This is a genomic window from Amycolatopsis albidoflavus (genome assembly GCF_039525725.1).
Classification (GTDB): Bacteria; Actinomycetota; Actinomycetes; order Mycobacteriales; family Pseudonocardiaceae; genus Amycolatopsis; species Amycolatopsis albidoflava.
Window position 1 is genome coordinate 316,184 of the sequence record NZ_BAAAHV010000031.1, and the last position, 22,075, is coordinate 338,258.

Annotated in this window: 20 protein-coding genes; 19 read left to right on the plus strand and 1 reads right to left on the minus strand. The window is 67.9% G+C overall.

All coding sequences use genetic code 11. The annotated features are described in order from the left end of the window. The first annotated feature begins 51 nt into the window (after positions 1–51). Together ABD156_RS46060 and ABD156_RS46065 are read left to right on the plus strand one after the other, a co-directional pair. Positions 52–1,122 carry a glycosyltransferase family 4 protein gene (locus ABD156_RS46060; RefSeq protein WP_344288254.1) on the plus strand — a complete coding sequence of 357 codons (1,071 nt, stop codon included), beginning with the start codon at positions 52–54 and terminating at the stop codon, positions 1,120–1,122. Positions 1,123–1,125: 3 nt separating this feature from the next. Next, positions 1,126–2,229 (plus strand): glycosyltransferase, encoded by a 1,104-nt coding sequence (locus ABD156_RS46065; RefSeq protein ID WP_344288256.1) that lies wholly within the window; start codon positions 1,126–1,128, stop codon positions 2,227–2,229. A gap of 62 nt (positions 2,230–2,291) precedes the next feature. Here ABD156_RS46065 and ABD156_RS46070 read toward each other — a convergent pair whose 3' ends face one another. Beyond that, positions 2,292–2,750, minus strand: a complete 459-nt coding sequence (locus ABD156_RS46070; protein ID WP_344288259.1) for a MarR family winged helix-turn-helix transcriptional regulator — start codon at positions 2,748–2,750, stop codon at positions 2,292–2,294. Between the two features lie 90 nt (positions 2,751–2,840). On the opposite strand from ABD156_RS46070, the gene ABD156_RS46075 reads away from it, so the two are divergent. The 17 genes from ABD156_RS46075 to nuoN all read left to right on the plus strand — a co-directional run bounded on the left by ABD156_RS46075 (position 2,841) and on the right by nuoN (position 21,955). Continuing rightward, on the plus strand, positions 2,841–3,488 hold the full coding sequence (locus ABD156_RS46075) for a DUF4386 domain-containing protein (RefSeq protein ID WP_344288261.1): 648 nt from the start codon (positions 2,841–2,843) through the stop codon (positions 3,486–3,488). Positions 3,489–3,498: 10 nt separating this feature from the next. Continuing rightward, the gene (locus ABD156_RS46080; protein ID WP_344288263.1) at positions 3,499–4,188 is read left to right on the plus strand and encodes a demethylmenaquinone methyltransferase; all 690 of its coding nucleotides are present in this window, start codon (positions 3,499–3,501) and stop codon (positions 4,186–4,188) included. A gap of 10 nt (positions 4,189–4,198) precedes the next feature. Then, positions 4,199–5,494, plus strand: coding sequence for a geranylgeranyl reductase family protein (locus ABD156_RS46085; protein WP_344288265.1), 1,296 nt, complete (start codon positions 4,199–4,201; stop codon positions 5,492–5,494). A 660-nt stretch (positions 5,495–6,154) separates the two neighbouring features. Then, positions 6,155–6,565, plus strand: coding sequence for an NADH-quinone oxidoreductase subunit A (locus tag ABD156_RS46090; protein ID WP_037818926.1), 411 nt, complete (start codon positions 6,155–6,157; stop codon positions 6,563–6,565). 4 nt (positions 6,566–6,569) lie between these two features. Next, positions 6,570–7,118, plus strand: coding sequence for a NuoB/complex I 20 kDa subunit family protein (locus ABD156_RS46095; protein WP_009072052.1), 549 nt, complete (start codon positions 6,570–6,572; stop codon positions 7,116–7,118). A gap of 6 nt (positions 7,119–7,124) precedes the next feature. Further along, on the plus strand, positions 7,125–7,886 hold the full coding sequence (locus tag ABD156_RS46100) for an NADH-quinone oxidoreductase subunit C (protein ID WP_344288268.1): 762 nt from the start codon (positions 7,125–7,127) through the stop codon (positions 7,884–7,886). Then, positions 7,883–9,214 (plus strand): NADH-quinone oxidoreductase subunit D, encoded by a 1,332-nt coding sequence (locus ABD156_RS46105; protein WP_344288270.1) that lies wholly within the window; start codon positions 7,883–7,885, stop codon positions 9,212–9,214. The genes ABD156_RS46100 and ABD156_RS46105 overlap by 4 nt, the downstream gene beginning before the upstream one ends. Beyond that, positions 9,211–10,074, plus strand: coding sequence for an NADH-quinone oxidoreductase subunit NuoE (nuoE, locus tag ABD156_RS46110; RefSeq protein WP_344288272.1), 864 nt, complete (start codon positions 9,211–9,213; stop codon positions 10,072–10,074). Before ABD156_RS46105 ends, nuoE begins: the two co-directional genes overlap by 4 nt. Further along, positions 10,074–11,354 (plus strand): NADH-quinone oxidoreductase subunit NuoF, encoded by a 1,281-nt coding sequence (gene nuoF, locus ABD156_RS46115; RefSeq protein WP_116202057.1) that lies wholly within the window; start codon positions 10,074–10,076, stop codon positions 11,352–11,354. Before nuoE ends, nuoF begins: the two co-directional genes overlap by 1 nt. Then, the gene (locus tag ABD156_RS46120) at positions 11,351–13,855 is read left to right on the plus strand and encodes an NADH-quinone oxidoreductase subunit G (protein WP_344288275.1); all 2,505 of its coding nucleotides are present in this window, start codon (positions 11,351–11,353) and stop codon (positions 13,853–13,855) included. The genes nuoF and ABD156_RS46120 overlap by 4 nt, the downstream gene beginning before the upstream one ends. After that, the gene (gene nuoH, locus ABD156_RS46125; RefSeq protein WP_344288277.1) at positions 13,852–15,198 is read left to right on the plus strand and encodes an NADH-quinone oxidoreductase subunit NuoH; all 1,347 of its coding nucleotides are present in this window, start codon (positions 13,852–13,854) and stop codon (positions 15,196–15,198) included. Before ABD156_RS46120 ends, nuoH begins: the two co-directional genes overlap by 4 nt. Then, a complete protein-coding gene (gene nuoI, locus ABD156_RS46130; protein WP_182890363.1) occupies positions 15,185–15,730 on the plus strand; it encodes an NADH-quinone oxidoreductase subunit NuoI in 546 nt (181 codons plus the stop codon). The genes nuoH and nuoI overlap by 14 nt, the downstream gene beginning before the upstream one ends. Beyond that, complete coding sequence (locus tag ABD156_RS46135) at positions 15,727–16,605, plus strand: NADH-quinone oxidoreductase subunit J (RefSeq protein WP_344288280.1); 879 nt, start codon at positions 15,727–15,729, stop codon at positions 16,603–16,605. The genes nuoI and ABD156_RS46135 overlap by 4 nt, the downstream gene beginning before the upstream one ends. Then, entirely contained in the window at positions 16,602–16,901 is a 300-nt protein-coding gene (nuoK, locus tag ABD156_RS46140) for an NADH-quinone oxidoreductase subunit NuoK (protein WP_033291119.1), read from the plus strand. Before ABD156_RS46135 ends, nuoK begins: the two co-directional genes overlap by 4 nt. A gap of 13 nt (positions 16,902–16,914) precedes the next feature. Beyond that, positions 16,915–18,822 carry an NADH-quinone oxidoreductase subunit L gene (gene nuoL / locus ABD156_RS46145; protein ID WP_344288283.1) on the plus strand — a complete coding sequence of 636 codons (1,908 nt, stop codon included), beginning with the start codon at positions 16,915–16,917 and terminating at the stop codon, positions 18,820–18,822. Between the two features lies 1 nt (position 18,823). Beyond that, complete coding sequence (locus ABD156_RS46150) at positions 18,824–20,377, plus strand: NADH-quinone oxidoreductase subunit M (RefSeq protein WP_344288285.1); 1,554 nt, start codon at positions 18,824–18,826, stop codon at positions 20,375–20,377. Between the two features lie 12 nt (positions 20,378–20,389). Then, on the plus strand, positions 20,390–21,955 hold the full coding sequence (gene nuoN / locus ABD156_RS46155; protein WP_377928375.1) for an NADH-quinone oxidoreductase subunit NuoN: 1,566 nt from the start codon (positions 20,390–20,392) through the stop codon (positions 21,953–21,955). Positions 21,956–22,075: the final 120 nt, after the last annotated feature.

Consider the following 22,075-nt stretch of genomic DNA (forward strand, 5'->3'; position numbering starts at 1 on the left):
GCCGTGCGAGTCGCCATAGTCACCGAAAGTTTCCTGCCCCAGGTGAACGGCGTGACGAATTCCGTCCTGCGGGTCGTCGAGCACCTGGTCGAATCCGCGCACGACGTGCTGGTCGTCGCGCCGGGGCCGGGGCCGTCGAGCTACCGCGGCGCTCCGGTCGTCCGCATTCCGGCACTGGACTTCCCCGGCGTGAACTCGCTGCCGATCGGCCTGCCGACGCGCACCGTGCTGACCGCGCTGGCCGATTTCGGCCCGGACGTCGTGCACCTGGCCTCGCCGTTCGTCGTCGGCGCGCGCGGGCTCGCCGCGGCCAGGCGGCTGCGGGTGCCGTCGATCGCGGTCTACCAGACCGACATCGCCGGGTTCGCCACGTCGTACGGCTTCGGCATCGGCGCGCGGGCGGCCTGGCGCTGGGTCCGCCGGCTGCACTCGCGAGCCGACCGGACGCTCGCGCCATCGTCGGATTCGATCGAACAGCTGAAGCTGCACGGGGTTCCGCGCGTGCACCGCTGGGCGCGCGGTGTCGACATCAGCCGCTTTTCCCCGGCACACGCGGATCCGGCGTTGCGCGCGGAGCTCGCGCCGAACGGCGAACTGCTGGTCGGGTTCGTCGGACGGCTCGCTCCGGAGAAGGAGGTCGACCGGCTGACCGTGCTGGCCGGGATGCCGGGCGTGCGCGTGGTCGTGATCGGCGACGGGCCGGAGCTGCCGGCGTTGCGGGAACGGTTGCCTGGAGCGGCTTTCCTCGGCGCGAAGTACGGCGACGAGCTGTCGGTCGCGTACGCGAGCCTCGACGTTTTCGTGCACACCGGGCCGCACGAGACGTTCTGTCAGGCGGTGCAGGAGGCGATGGCGTCCGGGCTGCCGGTGCTCGCGCCGGACGCGGGCGGCCCCAAAGACCTCGTGTTGCCTGGCCGGACCGGGTATCTGCTGCCCGCTGATCGCGAGTCGTTCGGCCCGGCGCTGGTGTCCAAGGTCAACGACCTGCGGGACGCGGCATTGCGGGCGCGGCTGGGCGAGAAGGCGCGGAAAGTGGTCCTGGGCCGGACGTGGCCCGCGGTGTGCCGGGAGCTAGTTGGGCACTACGAAGCGGTACAGGGCCGAGTCGCGCGTGCGGCTTGAGCCATGCACATCGTCCAGCTGGCGAACTTCTACGGACCGCGGTCCGGCGGATTGCGGACGGCGCTGAACCACCTCGGTGCGGGGTATGTCGCCAGCGGGCATCGGGTGACGCTCGTCGTGCCGGGGCGGCGGTACGCGGTGGAAAGCCTGCCGACCGGGGTGTGCCGGTATTCGTTGCCCGCCTTGCAGATTCCCGGCACCGGCGGCTATCGCGCGGTCGATCCGCAGCGGGTGCGGACGGTGTTGCGGCGGCTGGAGCCGGATCGGCTGGAGGTGTCGGACCGGCTGACGTTGCGGGGGATGGGCGTCTGGGCCCGGAGGAACGGCGTGCCCAGCATGGTGATCTCGCACGAGCGGCTGGACCGGTTGCTGGAGCAGTTTTTCTTGCCGGGGGCGATGGCCCGGCACGTCGCGGATGTCGCTAATCGGCGGATGGCCGCCTCCTACGACACGGTTGTCTGCACTACTGCCTTCGCGCACGCGGAGTTCGAACGGATCGCCGCGCCTAACGTCCGGCGGGTGCCGTTAGGGGTGGATCTGGCTACCTTCGCGCCGTCGATGCGGGATTCCGGGTGGCGGTCGGCGTTGGCCAGTGGCGCGGACGCATTGATTGTCCATTGTGGTCGGTTGTCGCCGGAGAAACACGTTGAGCGGAGCGTGGATACGGTCGCCGAGCTGACTGAGTCCGGGGCGCGGGTGCGGTTGGTGATCGCGGGGGACGGGCCGCGGCGGCGGGCGTTGGAACGGCGTGCCCGGGGGTTGCCGGTGACGTTCCTCGGCTTCTTGGCCGGGCGCGGGGAGGTGGCTCGATTGCTGGCCAGTGCGGATGTCTCACTCGCTCCCGGGCCGCACGAGACGTTCGGGCTAGCGGCCTTGGAGGCACTCGCTTCGGGTACGCCGGTGGTGGTTTCGGCGTCATCCGCGCTGCGCGAAATCGTGCGGCCCGGTTGCGGGGCGGCGGTGGACGATCACGCGCCAGCGTTCGCCACTGCGGTAGCCGGGTTGCTGGACAGCCCGGAGGAGCTTCGGCGCGCGGCCGCGCGGGCGCGGGCGGAGGAGTTCGCGTGGCCGACCTCGGTGCGAGGAATGCTCGCCGCGCTGGGCTGACAAAGGTCCGTGAAGGGCTCCTTGAGGGAATCAGATTCCCTCAAGGAGCCCTTCACGGACAACTAGCCGCGGTAGCCGGGGTGGATGCCTGGGGTGAGCCCGCGGTCCTCGGCGACCCGGCCGAGCAGTCCGCGCAGCACTGAACGTTCCTCTGTGGACAGTGCCGCCGTCATCTCGTCTTCGTGTGCCGCGGCGGCTTTCGCCAGTTCGGCCATCGTTTCTTGGCCTTTGTCGCTGAGGAAAACCGCGTAGAGGCGACGGTCCTGCGGGTTGCGGCGGCGTTCGATCAGGCCTTGTTGCTCAAGGCCGTCGACCAGCGCGACCAGCCGGGTCGGAGGGGTGCCCAGTTCGGCGGCCAATACCTGCTGGCTCTCACCGGGGCGGCGCGCGATCGCGCGGAGCAGTCCGGTCTGGGGCGGCGTCAGGCCCAGGTCCGCGATGCGTTCGGCGAAGCGCTGGGTCGCGTGTGCGCCCAACTGGGCCAGCAGGAAGGCGCTGCCGAACGCGGGGGGTCCTTGCATGTCCTGAACCGTATCGCTTGACAATCCATTACGCCAGTGTAATCGTTCTAGCAGTGAAATTAATTGACCTGGAGGTTTTCCATGACAACCATGACCAGACAGCAGGGCGGCCCGCCGTTGCTGGCGCCGGCGCTGGCGTTCGGGGCGCTGACCGTCGCGTCGGCGGCGCTGGGGGCGGCGGGGACGCGGCCGGATTCCAGCGCGGCCGAGGTCGCGGCGTATCTCGGCGGCAACCAGGGCGTCGTGCAGCTGCTCGCGTTCGCGGTGTTCGGCGCGTCGGTTCCGCTCGCGGTGTGGGCCGCGACGGCCTATCGCAGACAGCGGCGGCTCGGAGTCGCGGCACCGGGAGCGGTGATCGGACTCACCGGCGGCGTGTTGTCCGCGGCGGCGCTCGCGATGAGCGGGCTGATCACCTGGACCGCCGCGCAGGCCAGTGACACACCCGCGGTGGCGAGGGCGTTGACCAGCCTCGCGTTCGCGTCCGGCGGCCCGGGGTTCGTGGTGCCGCTTGCGTTGCTGATCGCCGGGATCGCGGTGCCCGCGTTGTTCCTGAACCTCTTGCCGCGCTGGCTGTCGGTCGCCGGGCTGGTGGTCGCCGCGGCCGCGGTGCTCGCCTCGCTCTCGTTGCTGACTCCGGCGCTGTATCCGCTGATCCCGGTCGGCCGGTTCGGCGGGCTCGCCTGGCTGATCGCCGCCAGCGTCCTGCTCCCGCGCGACCGCGCGGCACGGACGGACTAATCTCGGACCCATGCCCCGAGCGAGCCTGGACAAGGATCCGCACGAAGTCGCCGCGATGTTCGACGGCGTCGCGTCCGGTTACGACCGGGCGAACTCGTTCATGACGTTCGGGTTCGACCGGCGCTGGCGCACCACCACGGCGCGCGTGCTCGACGCCAAGCCGGGCGAGAAGGTGCTCGACCTGGCGGCCGGCACCGGGGTGTCCACCGTCGAGTACGCACGCGGCGGCGCCTGGTGCCTCGCCGCCGACTTCTCCGTCGGGATGCTCAAGGCGGGCCTGCACCGGAACGTGCCGATGGTCGCCGCGGACGCGATGTGCCTGCCGTTCGCCGACGACAGCTTCGACGCCGTCACGATCTCGCTCGCGCTGCGGAACTTCGTCGACACCAAGGGCGCGCTCGCGGAGATCCTGCGCGTGGTCAAACCGGGCGGCCGGCTGGTGATCTGCGAGGTTTCGACGCCCTCGTTCGCCCCGATCCGGTTCATCTACCGGCGGTTCATCCTCAAGCTGCTCACCTGGGTCGGCAGCCGGTCCTCGACGAACCCCGAGGCCTACTCCTACCTGGCCGAATCGATGCTCGCCTGGCCCGATCAGCGCGGCCTCGGCGAGATCATCGCGAGTGCCGGATGGACCGAGGTCGAGTGGCTGAACCTCACATTCGGCGTCGTCGCGATCCACCGGGCGCGCAAGCCTGCCTAAACTCAGGCGTATGACGACTTCGCGCCGCCGCAGCCCAGACCACGACGCCGAAGTGATCGTGGTCGGGGCGGGACCGGCTGGTTCGACCGTGGCCACCTACCTCGCTCGGGCCGGGGTGGATGTGTTGCTGCTGGAGAAGACTGTCTTTCCGCGCGAGAAGGTGTGCGGGGACGGCCTTACGCCGCGTGGTGTGAAGCAGTTGATCGATCTTGGGCTTGATACCAGTGAGGAAGCCGGGTGGGTTCGTAGCCGGGGGCTGCGGATTCTTACTGGGGATCTGACGCTTGAGTTCGATTGGCCTGATCTCACTGACTACCCGCCTTACGGGGTGTCTCGGACTCGGCATGACTTCGATGACCTGCTCGCTAAGACCGCGGTCAAGGCGGGGGCTCGGTTGTATGAGCGGACCACGGTTACCGGGGCGATTACCAATGCTTCCGGTCGGGTGGTCGGGGTCGAGGCGAAGGTCGGGCCGGAGAAGACGCCCGTTAGTTATCGGGCTCCGTTGGTGCTTGCCTGTGACGGGGTGTCGGCTCGGCTTGCGTTGAGTGTCGGGATTGATAAGAACGAGAAGCGGCCGATGGGGGTCGCTGTGCGGCGGTATTACAAGAGCCCGAAGCATGATGATCCGTTCATCGAGGGGCACCTTGAGCTGTGGGATCGGTCTGATCCTCGGGATCCGAAGTTGCTGCCTGGGTATGGGTGGGCGTTCCCGCTGGGGGACGGGACGGTCAACGTCGGGCTGGGGATGTTGTCTACTTCGGCGTCGTTTCGGAACACCGACTATCGCGCGTTGCTGCGGCAGTGGCTTGACGGGACGCCTGAGGAGTGGGGTTATCGCGAGGAAAACGCGATCGGCAAGGTCGGTGGGGCTGGGTTGCCGATGGGGTTCAATCGGACTCCGCATTACCGCGATGGGCTGCTGTTGCTTGGGGATGCCGGCGGCATGGTGAGTCCGTTCAACGGGGAGGGTATTTCCGCGGCTATGGAGTCGGCGCAGCTTGCGGCTGAGGCTGTGGTGCAGGCGTTGGCTCGGCCGGAGGGGCCGTCTCGGGAGCGGGCGTTGGAGGGGTATCCGCGGGCTGTTGGTGAGCTGATGGGCGGGTATTACCGGCTTGGGAATGTGTTCGCGAAGTTGATTGGCAAGCCGAAGATCATGCACGCGGCTACTAAGTATGGGTTGCGGGTTAATAGGCTGCTTCCCTTGGTGTACAAGGGGCTTTCCGGGTGTTACGACGCTCGTGGGGGCGATGGGGTGGATCGGTTGATCGCGGCGTTGGCTCGGGTTACGCCTCGGCCTCGTTGAGGGCTCGTCGCCTGGCGGCGACATCGCTGGTGGTTGCGTGGGGCACCCCGAAGCTTGATTGTGCTGACGGTCTGGGGGTGCTTGTCAAGGCGGGAAAGATGCCTTGACAAGCACCCCCAGACCGCAGGAGAGCTTCGTATCGGGGTGCGGGGGAGGGGCTGGGTGCACTGATAGCGGGTGCACCGGTGGCGGTTGGTTGGGACGTTATCCGTGCTGTCGCACGGGTTTCTGGTGCTTGCTGTTACCCGGGTGGAGCAATGGTTGTCCGGCCGGTCAGTGTGATACGTCACAAGATCGAGTCGCCCGGGAGTCTCGGCGCGGTTCTTGAATCGGGCTTTACCGCTGGTCTCGCCATTGCGGGCCGGGGTGGGCCTGGGAAACCCTCCGGTCAAGTTAGGGCCGCCTTAGTCCGTAACCCCTCGGGACAAGAGTGTGACTCACGTCCTACACTCCCCCCATGCTTTGTGAATCGCTTCACAACCGCGACTCGTCGCTTGTGAACTATTTCACAAGCAGGTGGTGGGTCGGACACGGGCCGTAAGGGCGCCCTGACCCTCGGCGGTGTGACCCAGCTCCCTTAGGGTGCGCAACCGAGAACTCGGACCACCACCCGAGAACAACCCGCAGCGGCGCGGAAAGGATGGCGAAGACCCCGTGCTGATGGTGCCCGTGCTGGCGCAGGCCGATCCCGGACCGGCGGCGCCCGGACTCAACGTGTATCTGCCGCTCGTTCTGCTTTTCGTGCTCGCGGCGGGGTTCGCCGTGTTCTCCGTGCTGCTGGGGCCGCTTGTCGGGCCGAAGCGGTACAACCGTGCGAAGACCGCGGCGTACGAGTGCGGCATCGAACCGTCGCCGCAGCCGCTGGTCGGCGGCGGCCGGATGCCGGTGGCCTACTACATCACGGCCATGCTCTTCATCCTGTTCGACATCGAGATGGTGTTCCTCTACCCGTTCGCGGTGAACGCCAACGCCCTCGGTGTCTTCGGCCTGGTGGAGATCGTGCTGTTCATCGTGACGGTCGGGTTCGCGTACGCCTACGTGTGGCGGCGCGGCGGCCTGGATTGGAACTGAACCCATGGGCCTGGAAGAAAAACTCCCCAACGGCATCCTGCTGGCCAGCCTCGAGGGACTGGTCAACTGGGCACGCAAGAACTCGCTGTGGCCGGCGACCTTCGGGCTCGCCTGCTGCGCGTTCGAGATGATGTCGGTCGGCGGTTCGCGCTACGACATCGCGCGCTTCGGCATGGAGCGGTTCTCCGCGACTCCGCGTCAGGCCGACTTGATGATCGTGGCCGGCCGGGTGACCCAGAAGATGGCCCCGGTGCTGCGCCAGATCTACGACCAGATGGCCGAGCCCAAGTGGGTCCTCTCCATGGGCGTCTGCGCCTCGTCCGGCGGGATGTTCAACAACTACGCCGTCGTGCAGGGCGTCGACCACATCGTGCCGGTCGACATGTACCTGCCCGGTTGCCCGCCTCGGCCGGAGATGCTGCTCGACGCGATCCTCAAGCTGCACGCCAAGATCCAGGACGAGCCGATCAACGCCCGCCGCGCCGCGATTCGCGCGGCCAGCGGGGCACGTACCGAGCTGATCCCGTCCTCGATCAAGTACGCGAAGAAGTGAGCACCGGTGCCTGAGAACCCCGAAGAGACTCCCGAAACCGGCGGCCCGCAGTCCAGCGCGGAGCGGCCCGAAGCAGGCCTCGAAGCGCACGGGCCCGGAGCGGCCGAACCGGTCGTCGCCGGGCGCGAGCGCAAGGGCATGTTCGGTGTCCGCGGCAGCGGGGACACCTCCGGCTACGGCGGCCTGCGGCTGCCCGCGTACAGCCCGCCGCCCGCCGAGCGCCCGTACGGCGGCTGGTTCGACGAGTTCGCCGACGAGTTCATGGCGGCGTTGGCGGACAACAAGATCCCGCCGTCGGCGATCCTCCAGACCACTGTGGACCGCGGCGAGATCACCTTCTACGTCAGCCGCGAGCACCTCGCCGACATCGCGAAGGTGCTGCGCAACGACCCGGGCCTGCGGTTCGAAATGCTGCTGGCGGTCACCGGCGTCGACTACGGCGTGGACGTCCCGCAGCGGATGCACACGGTCTACGACTTCCTGTCGATGACCTACCGCCGCCGGATCCGGCTCGAGATCACCATGGACATGGACGACCTGCACGTCCCGTCCCTCGTCCCGGTCTACGCGACAGCGGACTGGCACGAGCGCGAGGCCTACGACATGTTCGGCATCGTCTTCGACGGCCACCCCGGGCTGACCCGCATCTTCATGCCGGACGACTGGGACGGCTTCCCCCAACGCAAGGACTACCCGCTCGGCGGGATCCCGGTCGAATACAAGGGCGCGGAAATCCCGCCGCCGGACCAGCGGAGGTCGTACTCGTGACCATCAACGACGAAGCGACGGAAGCCGAGTACGCCGAAGTCCGCGACACCACCGAAGGCCCCGTCTACCACGTCTCCGGCGGGGACTGGGACGAAGTTCTCGGCGACGCCCAGCATGACGACCGCATGGTCATCAACATGGGCCCGCAGCACCCGTCGACGCACGGCGTGCTCCGGCTCGTGCTGGAGCTGGAAGGCGAGACGGTCACGCAGCTGCGCGCAGTCGTCGGCTACCTGCACACCGGCATCGAGAAGAGCGCGGAGTTCCGCAACTGGACCCAGGGCGTCACCTTCGTGACGCGCGCGGACTACCTCGCGCCGCTGTCGAACGAGATGGCCTACTGCCTCGCCGTCGAGAAGCTGCTCGGCATCAAGGCTCCGCCGCGCGCGGAGATTCTGCGGGTGCTTCTCCTCGAGCTCAACCGGATCACCTCGCACCTGGTGTTCATCGCGACCGGCGGCATGGATCTCGGCGCCACCACGGCGATGACGCTCGGCTTCCGCGAGCGCGAAGAAGCCATGCACCTGCTGGAGTACCTGACCGGCCTGCGGATGAACCACGCGTTCATCCGGCCCGGCGGGCTCGCCCAGGATCTGCCGGAGGACTGGGCCGAGAAGGTCCTCGACTTCTGCAAGATCATGGACAAGCGGCTTCCGTTGTACGACAAGATGTTCACCGGCCAGCCGATCTGGCGCAACCGGCTCAAGGACGTCGGCGTGCTGCCGCTCGACGCGTGCCTCGAACTCGGCGTCACCGGCCCGGTGCTGCGCGCCGCCGGCTTGCCGTGGGACCTGCGCAAGACCGAGCCGTACTCGCGCTACGACGAACTCGAGTTCGACATCCCGACCTCGACCGACGCGGACAGCTGGGCGCGGTATCTGCTGCGGCTGGAGGAAATCCACCAGAGCCTGCGGATCATGAAGCAGGTCGCGAAGATGGCCGAGCCGGGCCCGGTCATGGTGGAGGACAAGAAGATCGCCTGGCCGGCGCAGCTGTCCATCGGCAGCGACGGCATGGGCAACTCGCTCGGCCACGTCAAGAAGATCATGGGCCAGTCGATGGAATCCCTGATCCACCACTTCAAGCTCGTCACCGAGGGCTTCCACGTGCCGCCGGGCCAGGTCTACGCCCCGGTCGAATCGCCGCGCGGCGAAATCGGCGCGCACCTGGTGTCCGACGGCGGCACCCGCCCGCTGCGCGTGCACCTGCGGGAGCCGAGTTTCGTGAACATGCAGGCGATGCCCGCGATGGCCGAGGGCGGCCTGGTCGCCGACCTCGTCGTCGTGATCGCCTCGATCGACCCGGTTCTGGGGGGAGTTGACCGATGACGAACCCGACCGCAGTCCCGGAGCCGGGTCCGCACGACGCGACGAAGACGTACGCCGCGGCGGGCTCGGACACCGACGTCGCGGCGATCGCGCCCGACCCGGCCGTCGCCGAGGGCATCCTCGCTGACGCGCCCGCCGTGGACGTGTTCGACGCCGACACGCACCGCGAGGCGAAGGAAATCATCGCCCGCTACCCGATGTCGCGGTCGGCGCTGCTGCCGATGCTGCACCTCGTGCAGTCGGTGCAGGGCTACGTGAGCCAGGAAGGCATCGCCTTCTGCGCGCAGCACCTCGACCTGACCGACGCCGAGGTCAGCGCGGTCGCGACGTTCTACACCATGTACAAGCGCCGCCCGTGCGGCGAGCACCTGGTGAGCGTCTGCACCAACACGCTGTGCGCGGCGCTGGGCGGCGACGACATCTACAAGAAGCTCCAGGCGCACCTCGGTTCCGCCGAAAAGCCGTTGGGGCACGAGGAAACCGCGGGCACTCCGGGCGAACAAGGCTCGATCACCTTGGAGCACGCGGAATGTCTCGCCGCGTGCGACCTCGGGCCGGTGCTCCAGGTCAACTACGAGTACTTCGACAACCAGACGCCGGAGCAGGCGGTCGCGCTCGTCGATGCGTTGCAGGCAGGCAAAAAGCCAGCCCCGACGCGCGGTGCGGCGCTGACTGACTTCAAGGGCGCGGAGCGGCAGCTCGCCGGGTTCTGGCCGGAGGACGAGGCCGCCTACCGCAGTGCGGTGGACGGTCCGTCGCAGGCGGTCGAGACCTTGCGCGGCGCGCAGATCGCCGCTGACCGCGGCTGGTCCGCCCCCGGCGCGCAGGATGTTCCGCTTCCCGAAGTGGAGAAGAAGTAATGGCAGATCCCATCACTCCGGTTCTCACGAAGCGCTGGCTGTCCCCGGAATCCTGGCGCATCGAGACCTACGAAGCGCTTGAGGGCTACACCGCGGCGCGCAAGGCGCTGGCCGCCACGCCAGAGCAGCTCGTGCAGGTGGTCAAGGATTCCGGTCTGCGCGGTCGAGGCGGCGCGGGCTTCCCGGCGGGCGTGAAGTGGTCGTTCATGCCGCCCAACGAGGACAAGCCGCACTACCTGGTGATCAACGCCGACGAGGGCGAACCCGGTACCTGCAAAGACATTCCGCTGATGATGGCGGACCCGCATTCGCTGCTCGAAGGCTGCATCATCGCCTCGTACGCGATGCGGTCGCACCACTGCTTCATCTACGTCCGGGGCGAGGCGCTGCACTGCATCCGCCGGCTCAACGCGGCCGCGCGCGAGGCGTACGCGAAGGGCTACCTCGGCAAGAACATCTTCGGCAGTGGCTGGGACCTCGAGCTGACTGTGCACGCCGGGGCCGGCGCGTACATCTGCGGCGAGGAAACGGCGCTGCTGGACTCGCTCGAAGGCCGCCGCGGCCAGCCCCGGCTCAAGCCGCCGTTCCCCGCCGCCGCCGGGCTGTACGCGGCGCCGACGACGGTGAACAACGTCGAGACCATCGCGAGCGCGTCGTACATCATCAACGCCGGTTCGTCGTGGTTCCGCGAGATGGGCCGCGAGAAGTCGCCCGGCCCGAAGATCTACTCGATCTCCGGTCACGTCGAGAAGCCCGGCCAGTACGAATGCCCGCTCGGCACCACGCTGCGCGAGCTGCTGGAGCTGGCCGGCGGCATGAAGGACGGCATCCCGCTCAAGTTCTGGACGCCGGGCGGTTCGTCGACGCCGATGTTCACCGCCGAGCACCTCGACGTCCCGCTCGACTTCGAGGGCGCGGCCGAGGCCGGTTCGATGCTCGGCACCACCGCGGTCCAGGTCTTCAACGAGACCGTTTCGGTGCCGTGGGCGGTCATGAAGTGGACGCAGTTCTACGAGCACGAGTCCTGCGGCAAGTGCACGCCGTGCCGCGAGGGCACGTACTGGCTGGCGCAGATCCTCGAGCGGATGGTCGAGGGGCACGGCACCGAAGAGGACATCGACACTCTCTTGGACGTGTGCGACAACATCTTCGGCCGCTCGTTCTGCGCGCTCGGCGACGGCGCGGTGTCGCCGATCCAGAGCGGCATCAAGTACTTCCGGGACGAGTTCCTGGCCCTGTGTGAAAGCGCTAAGCGAGAACTGGTGGGAGCGCAGGCATGACGATCGCGCCCGACAAGCCCGAAACGGCTGAGACGCCGGTCCCCGAGGGCCACGTCAAGCTGACCATCGACGGCGAAGAGGTCATCGCGCCCAAGGGCGAGTTGCTGATCCGCACCGCCGAGCGGCTCGGCACGAGCATCCCGCGGTTTTGCGACCACCCGCTGCTCGACCCGGCGGGGGCGTGCCGCCAGTGCCTGGTCGAGGTCGAAATGGGCGGCCGTCCGATGCCGAAGCCGCAGGCCTCGTGCACGATGACGGTCGCCGACGGCATGGTGGTCAAGACCCAGCTCACCTCGCCGGTCGCGGACAAGGCGCAGCAGGGCGTGATGGAGCTGCTGCTCATCAACCACCCGCTGGACTGCCCGATCTGCGACAAGGGCGGCGAGTGCCCGCTGCAGAACCAGGCGCTCGCGCACGGCCGCGCGGAATCGCGGTTCGTCGACACGAAGCGCACGTTCCCGAAGCCGCTGCCGATCTCGTCGCAGGTGCTGCTCGACCGGGAACGCTGCGTGCTGTGCCAGCGCTGCACCCGGTTCTCCGACCAGGTGGCGGGCGACCCGTTCATCGCGCTGCTCGAACGCGGCGCGCATCAGCAGATCGGCACCGCGGAAACCGCCGACGTGCTCGACCTCGCCTCCCGCACCACCGGCGGCGAGCCGTTCCAGAGCTACTTCTCCGGCAACGTGATCCAGATCTGCCCGGTCGGCGCGCTCACCAGCGCGGCGTACCGGTTCCGGTCGCGGCCGTTCGACCTGGTGTCGTCGCCGAGCGTGTGCGAGCACTGCTCGTCCGGCTGCGCCGAGCGCACCGACTTCCGGCGCGGCAAGGTCCAGCGCAAGCTGGCCGGCGACGACCCGGAGGTGAACGAGGAATGGCTGTGCGACAAGGGCCGCTTCGCGTTCCGCTACGTCCAGGCCGGTGACCGGATCCGCCGTCCGCTCGTTCGCAATGAGAACGGCGAGCTGGAGGAAGCGTCCTGGACCGACGCGCTCCGGATCGCCTCGGCCGGGCTGCTGAAAGCCCGCGAGGGCAAGGGCGCCGCGGTGCTCACCGGCGGCCGGCTGACCGTCGAGGACGCCTACGCGTACTCGAAGTTCGCCCGGATCGCCTTGCGCACCAACGACATCGACTTCCGCACCCGCGCGCACTCGGACGAGGAGCTGGCGTTCCTCGGCTCGACTGTCGTGGGCACCACGCCGGAGACCGGCGTGACGTTCGGCGAGCTCGAGCAGGCCAAGACGGTGCTGTGTGTGGCGTTCGAGCCCGAGGACGAAGCGCCGATCGTGTTCCTGCGGCTGCGCAAGGCGGCCCGCAAGAACCGCACCCGCGTTGTCCACTTGGGACAGTGGACGACCTCCTCGGTGCGCAAGACCTTCGGCGAACTGCTGGCCTGCGTTCCCGGCGGCGAAGCGGCGGCAGTAGACGGCATCGCGCAGCACGCGGCCGACGTCGACACGGCGCTCAGCGGCGAAGGCGCGGTGATCCTGGTCGGCGAGCGGGCCGCGGAAATCCCCGGTCTGTTCTCCGCGCTGCTGCGGCTCACCGCTCGCACCGGAGCCCGGCTGGCGTGGATCCCGCGCCGCGCGGGCGATCGGGGTGCACTCGAAACCGGTTGTGTCCCAACGCTTCTGCCCGGCGGCCGCTCGGTCGCCGACGACGCGGCTCGCGCCGAGGTCGGCAAGCAGTGGGGCACCGAGCTTCCGGCCGAGCCGGGCCGCGACGTCACCGGCATCCTTCAGGCCGCTTCCGGCGGGCAACTGGACGCGCTGGTGATCGGCGGCGTCGACCCGAACGACCTGCCGGACCCGGACCTGGCCCGCCGCGCGCTGGACAACGTCGGGTTCGTGGTCAGCCTGGAACTGCGGGCGAGCGAGGTCACCGAACGGGCCGACGTGGTCCTGCCGATCGCCCCGGCGGTCGAGAAGTCCGGCAGCTACCTCAACTGGGAAGGCCGCCGCCGCGACTTCGACATCACGCTGGAGGGCACCGGTTCCCTCTCCGACGGCCGGGTGCTCGACACCCTGGCCGTTGAGATGGACGCCGACCTGTTCACCCAGACCCCGGCCGCCGCGGCCGCCGATTTCGCTCGCCTCGGCAACCGCCCCAATGTGGCATTGGGTGCATCCCACGCACCCAATGTGGCGTTCGGTGCATCTGACGCACCCAATGCCACATTGGGGCGCTCTGAGCCGGGCGAGGGCCAGGCAGTGCTCGCCACCTGGCGGCAGCTGATCGACAACGGCTCGCTGCAGGACGACGAACCGCACCTCAAGGGCACCCAGCGGCCGCCGGTCGCGCGTCTTTCGGCCAAGACCGCCGAAGGACTAGGCGGAACCGTCCGGGTGTCGAACGAGCGCGGGTCGATCACCCTGCCGGTCGAGGTCGCCGACCTGCCGGACGGCGTGGTGTGGCTGCCCGGCAACTCCGACGGCTCGGCCGTCCGCGCCGCACTCGCCGCCGGACACGGCGCGCTCGTGCAGATCTCCGGAGGTGACCAGTGAGCCCGCAGCTCACGCAGTTCCTCGCCGAGTACCCGGACGCGGCCGAACGCGCCCGGCTGCTCGCCGACGACCCGTGGTGGCTCGTCCTGATCAAGGCGGTCGTGGTCCTGCTGATCGGGCCGGTCCTGACGATCTTCCTGATCGTGTGGGAGCGCAAGGCGATCGGCCGGATGCAGAACCGGCCCGGCCCCAACCGGGTCGGCCCCGGCGGTTACCTGCAGTCGCTCGCCGACGCGGTCAAGCTCCCGTTCAAGGAGCAGATCATCCCGGACACCGCCGACCGCAAGGTGTACTTCCTCGCGCCGGTGCTCTCCGCGGTCCCCGCGCTGATCGCGCTGTCGGCCATCCCGTTCGGCCCGGTCGTCTCGATCTTCGGGCACCGGACGGTGCTGCAGCTGATGGACCTCCCGGTCGGCGTGCTGGTGATCCTCGCCTGCTCGTCGGTCGGCGTGTACGGCATCGTGCTGGCGGGCTGGGCTTCCGGCTCGCCGTACCCGCTCTTCGGCGGCATGCGCTCGGCGGCGCAGGTGATCTCCTACGAGATCGCGATGGGCCTCTCGATCGTCGCGGTGATCCTCTACTCCGGATCGCTGCAGACCTCGGAAATCGTGCAGGCGCAGACGCACGGCTGGTACTTCTACATGCTGATCCCGAGCTTCGTGATCTACGTGATCTCGATGGTCGGCGAGACGAACCGCGCGCCGTTCGACCTCCCCGAGGCCGAATCCGAGCTGGTCGGCGGCTTCCACACCGAGTACAGCTCGATGAAGTTCGCGATGTTCTTCCTCGCCGAGTACGTCAACATGGTGATCGTCTCGGCGTTCTGCACCACGCTGTTCCTCGGCGGCTGGCGGTTCCCGTTCGTCGGCGACGATTCGGCGCTGAACCAGAACTGGTGGCCGATCCTCTGGTTCTTCGCCAAGACCTTCATCCTGCTGTTCGGCTTCATCTGGCTGCGCGGCACGCTGCCCCGGCTGCGGTACGACCAGTTCATGCGGCTGGGCTGGAAGGTCCTGGTCCCGGTGAACCTGGTGTGGATCGTGGTCGTGGTCGCGATCAAGACGATCCAGTGGAGCTGGCCGCAGATCCTCGTCGGCGTCGGCATCGTGCTGGTGGTGCTCGTGCTGCTGAGCCTCGCGCTGCCGGACAAGAAGGTGCCCGAATCGGATTACGTGGACCTGGCCGGAAGCGGCTACCCGCTGCCGCCGCTGGACCTGCGGGTCCCGGACGCGACGCCGCGGCAGAAGGCGCTGGCCAAGGCGGAGGCGAAGGCCGCGCGGCGCAAGCCGGCCGGCGTCACCGCGGCGGCCGCACAGGAAGGAACAGAAGATGGCGGCAACTGACTTCCTCAATCCCATCAAGGGATTCGGCGTCACCTTCGGGATGATGTTCAAGAAGGTCGCGACCGAGGAGTACCCCGAGGCGGGCGCTCCGGCCGCGCCGCGTTACCACGGCCGCCACCAGCTCAACCGGCATCCGGACGGGCTGGAGAAGTGCGTCGGCTGCGAGCTGTGCGCGTGGGCGTGCCCGGCGGACGCGATCTTCGTCGAGGGCGGCAACAACACCGACGAAGAGCGGTACTCGCCGGGCGAGCGCTACGGCGCGGACTACCAGATCAACTACCTGCGCTGCATCGGCTGCGGCCTGTGCATCGAGGCGTGCCCGACCCGGTCGCTCACCATGACCAACTTCTACGAGCTCGCCGACGACGACCGGCAGCGGCTCATCTACACCAAGGAAGACCTGCTCGCCCCGCTGCTGCCGGGCATGGAGCAGCCGCCGCACCCGATGCGGCTCGGCGACAACGAGCAGGACTACTACGTGAACGGTCCCGAGCTGGCCGCGAACGCGCAGCAGCAGGAGGCGAAGAAGTGATCGCCGCCCTTCTCGCGCAGGCGCCGGCGTCCGGCGTCGACGCGTCCGTGACGACCGGCGAGGCCATCGCGTTCTGGATCCTCGGCCCGCTCTCGCTGCTGGGCGCGCTCGGGATGATCTTCTCCCGCAACGCCGTGCACTCGGCGCTGTGGCTGGTGCTCACGATGCTGACGCTGGGCGCGCTGTACATGACGCAGTCCGCGCCGTTCCTCGGGTTCACCCAGATCATCGTCTACACCGGCGCGATCATGATGCTGTTCCTGTTCGTGCTGATGCTGGTCGGCCGGGACAGCTCGGACTCGGTGGTCGAAGTCCTTCGCGGGCAACGGCTCGCCGCGTCGGTGCTCGGCATCGGGCTCGCCGCGCTGATCGCCGCGGGCGTGTTCCGCGCGATGGTGAACGTGACCCCGGCCAAACCGCTCGACCCGTACCAGCAGACCGGCGGCGGCCCCGGCGGCCTCGGCCGGCTGATCTTCACCCAGTACCTGTTCCCGTTCGAGCTCACCTCGGCGCTGCTGATCACCGCCGCGCTCGGCGCGATGGTGCTCGCCTTCACCGGCCGGAGCGGCAAGAGCAAGCTCTCCCAGCGCGAACTGGTCAAGCTGCGCTTCCAGGGCCAGCACGACCGTCCGTCGCCGCTGCCCGGTCCCGGCGTGTTCGCCACCGCCAGCTCGGTCTCGACCCCGGCGCTGCTGCCGGACGGTTCGGTCGCGCCGGAATCGCTGTCGGAGATCATCGAGTCCACCTCGGCGATCCGGCTCATGCGCGAGCGCAAGCTCATCGCGGACGAGGGCCCCAAGCCCGACGCGCACGCACTGGTCGGCGGAGCCGAAAAGGCCGCGCCCGCCGAGGAAGAAGAAGGGGAAGGAAAGTGACCCCGAGCTACTACCTGCTGCTGTCCGCGCTGCTGTTCTGCATCGGCGCGGTGGGCGTGCTGGTCCGCCGCAACGCGATCGTCGTGTTCATGTGCATCGAGCTGATGCTGAACGCGGTGAACCTGACCCTGGTCACCTTCGCCCGCATCAACGGCGGGCTGCACGGCCAGGTGATGGCGTTCTTCGTGATGGTGGTCGCGGCCGCCGAGGTCGTGGTGGGGCTGGCGATCATCATGGCGATCTTCCGCACCCGCCGCTCGGCCTCGGTCGACGACACGAACCTGCTGAAGTACTGAGGGAGACGACCGAGTGACCGCATCATCGTGGCTGCTGGTGGCCCTTCCCGCCCTCGGCGCCCTGGTTCTGCTGCTATCCGGAAAACGCGCGAAGGCGTGGGGGCACCTGCTCGGCTGTGCCACCGTCACGCTCGCCTTCGTGTACGCCGTGATCCTGTTCTTCTCCACCGACAGCCACTCGGTCACCGACACCAAGATCTACTCCTGGATCCCGGTGACCCAGCTGCAAGTGGACTTCGGGCTGCGCATCGACGCGCTGTCGCTGACGTTCGTGCTGCTGATCACCGGCGTCGGCATGCTGATCCACTTCTATTCGATCGGCTACATGGCCGACGACGAGGGCCGGTACCGGTTCTTCGCGTACCTGAACCTGTTCGTCGCCTCGATGCTGATCCTGGTGCTGGGCAACAGCTTCGTGACGCTGTACCTCGGCTGGGAGGGCGTGGGTCTCGCCTCGTACCTGCTGATCGGCTGGTATCAGAACCGCCCGTCCGCGGCGACCGCGGCGAAGAAGGCGTTCCTGATGAACCGCGTCGGCGACGTCGGGCTCGCGCTGGCGATCTTCCTGATGTTCAAGTACGTCGGGTCGACCGGCTACGCGCAGGTCTTCGAGGGCGTGGCGCAGGGCAAGATCCCGCCGGGCGCGATCACCGCCATCGCGATCCTGCTGCTGCTGGGCGCCTGCGGTAAGTCGGGCCAGTTCCCGCTGCAGGCGTGGCTGCCGGACGCGATGGAAGGCCCGACCCCGGTGTCGGCGCTCATCCACGCGGCGACGATGGTCACCGCGGGCGTGTACCTGGTGGCCCGCTCCAACGTCATCTTCACCGCGACGCCGGACGGACGGCTGGTGGTCACGCTCGTCGGCGCGGTCACGCTGCTGCTCGGGTGCGTCGTCGGCTGTGCCTACGACGACATCAAGAAGGTGCTCGCGTACTCGACGGTCAGCCAGATCGGCTACATGATGCTGGCGGTCGGCCTCGGGCCGGGCATTTACGCGCTCGGCATCATGCACCTGGTGGCGCACGGCTTCTTCAAGGCCGGGCTGTTCCTCGGGGCCGGTTCGGTCATGCACGGCATGAACGACGAGGTCGACATGCGCAAGTTCGGCGGCCTGGCCAAGAAGATGCCGATCACCTTCGTCACCTTCGGCCTCGGCTACCTGGCGATCATCGGCTTCCCGTTCCTCACCGGGTACTACACGAAGGACGCGATCATCGAGGCGGCGTTCGGCCAGGAAGGCTGGCGCGGCTGGGCTTTCGGCCTCGCGACGGTGATCGGCGCCGGGCTGACGGCGTTCTACATGACGCGGCTGATGATGCTGACCTTCTTCGGCAAGCAGCGCTGGAAGGACATCAAGAGCAGCGACGGACGCGACTTCCACCCGCACGAGTCCAAGCCGATCATGTGGGTCCCGATGGCGATCCTGGCCGTCGGCTCGGTCGGCGCCGGTGCGTTCTTCGCGCTGGGCAACCGGTTCGTGGACTGGCTGGCCCCGGTGGTCGGCGAGCACGCGGAGGCCGAGCACACTCCGATTCCTTCGTGGACGGTCCCGGCGCTCACGCTGGTGCTGGCCGCGCTCGGCGTGCTGCTGGCGGTCTGGCTGTTCCGCCCGTCGCGCGATGTTCCGGTCGAGCGGCCGGAGCGGGTGGCCTGGCCGGTCCGCGCGGCGCGCAAGGACCTGTACGGCAACGCGCTCAACGAAACCCTGGTCGCCCGTCCGGGCACCTGGCTGGCGCGGGCGCTGGTGTACGTGGACAACCGCGGCGTCGACGGCGCGGTGAACGGCCTCGCCGCGGCACTCGGCGGCGGGTCCGGGCGGCTGCGCCGGATGCAGACCGGATTCGTGCGGTCGTACGCGTTGTCCATGCTCGGCGGCACGTTCCTGCTTCTCGCGGCCCTTCTGCTGGTGAGGTTCTCCTGACATGACTTGGCTTCTGGCGCTCATCCTGCTGCCGCTGGCCGGCTCGCTGGTGCTGGCGTTCCTCAAGGGGAACGACCGGGCCGCGGTCGCCACGGCGCTCGCCGTGTCCATTGTGGAGTTCCTGCTGATCATCCCGTTCTGGGCGAGCTACTCGCCCTCGGGCGAGCGCATCCAGCAGGCCACGACGATGGACTGGATCCCGAGCTTCGGCATCCACATCTCGTTCGGCACCGACGGCATCTCGCTCATCATGATCGCGGTGATCGCGCTGCTGGTGCCGATCGTCGTGGGCGCGCTCGGGCTCACCGACAAACTGCCCGCGGGCCGCAGCGCCGGCGGGTTCCTGTCGCTGATCCTGCTGCAGGAGGCGATCACGATCGGCGTCTTCGCGGCGACCGACGTGTTCCTCTTCTACGTGCTGTTCGAGATCATGCTGATCCCGATGTACTTCCTGATCGGCGGCTACGGCGGCGCGAACCGGCAGTACGCGGCGGTGAAGTTCTTCCTGTACTCGTTCCTCGGCGGCCTGATCATGCTGGCCTCGGCGATCGGGGCGTACTCGCTGGCCTCGGACAAGCTCGGCGGCAAGGGCACGTTCGACTGGGCCACGCTGGTGACGGTGGTGCGCGACGCGCCGACCGGCACGCAGATCTGGCTGTTCCTCGGCTTCTTCCTCGCGTTCGCGATCAAGGCGCCGCTGGTCCCGTTCCACACCTGGCTGCCGGACGCCGCGGGCCAGGCCCCGATCGGCGTCGCGGTGCTGCTGGTCGGCGTGCTGGACAAGGTCGGCACGTTCGGCTTCCTGCGCTACTGCCTGCCGATGTTCCCGGAGGGGAGCAAAGCGCTCGCGCCGCTGGTGCTGATCCTGTCGGTGATCGGCGTGCTGTACGGCTCGATCCTCGCGGCCGGGCAGCGCGACATGAAGCGGTTCATCGCCTACGTGTCGATCGCCCACTTCGGGTTCATCGCGCTGGGCATCTTCACCTTCAACGAGCAGGCGATGGTCGGCTCGGTGTCGTACATGCTGAACCACAGTCTCTCCACGGGGATGCTGATCGTGGTGATCGGCCTGATCGTGATGCGCGGCGGGTCGAGCAAGATCTCGGACTACGGCGGCATGGCGAAGGTGACCCCGCTGCTCGGCGGAATGCTGTTGCTGGCCGGTCTTTCCGCGCTGTCGCTGCCCGGGACCAACTCGTTCGTCTCCGAGTTCCTGGTGCTGCTGGGGTCCTTTGTGGACCAGCCGGTGTACACGATCCTCGCGACCGTGGGCATGGTGCTCGCCGCGGCTTACGTGCTGTGGCTGTACCAGCGGATCATGCAAGGCCCGGTTCGCGGTGACGCTCTCGTGGGCGTCGGCGGGGGACCGGGCACCGCGATCGCGCCGGAACTCGGCGCTCGCAAGGCTATTACCGACCTGGGCAAACGCGAGATCGCGATCCTCGCGCCCATGGTCATCCTGATCATCGGACTGGGCTTCTACCCCAAGCCGATGCTCGACACGATCACCCCGTCGGTGCAGGCGACGCTGTCTGCCGTGCAGGGAGGCAAGTAAACCGTGCTCGACATGTTCCTGGCGCAGGCGCCGGCAGCGCCGATCGAAGTGCCTTCGGTCGATTACGCGGCCGTGCTGCCGATGCTGATCGTCTTCGGCGTCGCGTGCATCGGCGTGCTGGTGGAGGCGTTCGCACCGAAGGCGACGCGATGGGGGATCCAGGTCACGATCTCCCTCGTCGCGATCATCGCCGCAGGGGTTTCGCTGATCCTCTACGCGACCGGCGCTTCCGCTTCTAAGGCCGGTACGACGACGTTCTCCGGCTCGATTTCGGTGGACCGGCCGTCGCTGTTCCTGTGGGGCACGCTGTTGCTGCTCGGGCTTGGTGCGGTGTTCCTCATCGCGGACCGGAAGGTCGAGCCTGGCGGCGCGTTCGTGGCACACGCGGCGATTCGGCCGGGGACGGTGCAGGATCGGGCGCAGGCTGCTACTACGTCGCAGACTGAGGTCTTTCCGCTGACGCTCTTCGCGCTCGGCGGGATGATGACGTTCTGCGCGGCGAATGATCTTTTGACGATGTTCATCGCGCTGGAAGTGCTTTCGCTGCCGCTGTATCTGATGTGCGGGCTTGCTCGTCGGCGTCGGCTGATCTCGCAGGAAGCCGCGGTTAAGTACTTCCTGCTGGGGGCGTTCTCGTCGGCGTTCTTCCTGTATGGGCTGGCGTTGCTGTATGGCTACGCGGACTCGGTGAAGCTGGCCGACATCGCGCACGCTGCTGCTGGTTCTGACCGTTCGGACACGTTGTTGTTCGCTGGTCTTGGCTTGCTGGTGGTGGGGCTGCTGTTCAAGGGGTCGGTTGGTCCGTTCCACACTTGGACGCCGGACGTCTACCAGGGTGCGCCTACTCCGGTTACCGGGTTTATGGCTGCTTGTACGAAGGTTGCCGCGTTCGGGGCGATTCTTCGGGTGCTCAGCGTCGGGTTTTCCTCGACTAGCTGGGAGTGGCGCGGGGTTATGTGGGCCGTGGCCATTATTTCGATGGCGCTCGGGGCGATCTTGGGTCTGACGCAGACTGATGTTAAGCGGATGATCGCTTATTCGTCGGTGGCGCATGCCGGCTTCTTGCTTGTCGGTGCTATCGCGATGACCGAGGACGGGTTGTCGGGCACGTTGTTCTATCTGCTGGCGTATGGGTTTACTACGTTGGCTGCGTTTGGGGTGGTTTCCCTGGTTCGGGATTCCAGCGGGGAGGCTACGCATCTTTCCGCTTGGGCTGGGTTGGCTAAGCGGTCTCCGTTGCTTGCAGGGGTGTTTACGTTCCTGTTGCTGGCGTTGGCGGGGATTCCGTTGACCAGTGGGTTTGTCGGGAAGTTCGTGGTGTTTTCGGCGGCGTTGTCGGATGGGATGGCGCCGTTGGTTGTCGTCGCGCTGGTGTTTAGTGCGGTGGCGGCGTTCTTCTATCTGCGGGTCATTGTGTTGATGTACTTCTCTGAGCCTGCTGCTGATGGGCCTACGGTGACTGTGCCGGGTGGGTTTACTACTGCGGCTATTGCGTTGGGTGTTGTGGTTACGTTGGTGCTTGGGGTTCTTCCGGCGTTTGCGCTCGACTGGGCTGGGGCTGGGGGGTTTGCTTCCTAGCTGGGCTTGGGCGGCTCGTCGCCTGGCGGCGACATTGCGCCCGGGTGGTGAGGCTTGGCACCCCGATTTTTTAGTGTGACTACGGCGCGGGGGTGCTTGTCAAGGCGGGAAAGATGCCTT

Excerpts from the sequence above, each read along its gene's own strand:
- ABD156_RS46065 (WP_344288256.1), top strand. The coding sequence starts at position 1,126 with ATGCACATCGTCCAGCTGGCGAACTTCTACGGACCGCGGTCCGGCGGA.
- ABD156_RS46070 (WP_344288259.1), bottom strand. The coding sequence starts at position 2,750 with ATGCAAGGACCCCCCGCGTTCGGCAGCGCCTTCCTGCTGGCCCAGTTG.
- ABD156_RS46075 (WP_344288261.1), top strand. The coding sequence starts at position 2,841 with ATGACCAGACAGCAGGGCGGCCCGCCGTTGCTGGCGCCGGCGCTGGCG.
- ABD156_RS46080 (WP_344288263.1), top strand. The coding sequence starts at position 3,499 with ATGCCCCGAGCGAGCCTGGACAAGGATCCGCACGAAGTCGCCGCGATG.
- ABD156_RS46085 (WP_344288265.1), top strand. The coding sequence starts at position 4,199 with ATGACGACTTCGCGCCGCCGCAGCCCAGACCACGACGCCGAAGTGATC.
- ABD156_RS46090 (WP_037818926.1), top strand. The coding sequence starts at position 6,155 with ATGGTGCCCGTGCTGGCGCAGGCCGATCCCGGACCGGCGGCGCCCGGA.
- ABD156_RS46095 (WP_009072052.1), top strand. The coding sequence starts at position 6,570 with ATGGGCCTGGAAGAAAAACTCCCCAACGGCATCCTGCTGGCCAGCCTC.
- nuoE (WP_344288272.1), top strand. The coding sequence starts at position 9,211 with ATGACGAACCCGACCGCAGTCCCGGAGCCGGGTCCGCACGACGCGACG.
- nuoF (WP_116202057.1), top strand. The coding sequence starts at position 10,074 with ATGGCAGATCCCATCACTCCGGTTCTCACGAAGCGCTGGCTGTCCCCG.
- ABD156_RS46120 (WP_344288275.1), top strand. The coding sequence starts at position 11,351 with ATGACGATCGCGCCCGACAAGCCCGAAACGGCTGAGACGCCGGTCCCC.
- nuoI (WP_182890363.1), top strand. The coding sequence starts at position 15,185 with ATGGCGGCAACTGACTTCCTCAATCCCATCAAGGGATTCGGCGTCACC.
- ABD156_RS46150 (WP_344288285.1), top strand. The coding sequence starts at position 18,824 with ATGACTTGGCTTCTGGCGCTCATCCTGCTGCCGCTGGCCGGCTCGCTG.
- nuoN (WP_377928375.1), top strand. The coding sequence starts at position 20,390 with ATGTTCCTGGCGCAGGCGCCGGCAGCGCCGATCGAAGTGCCTTCGGTC.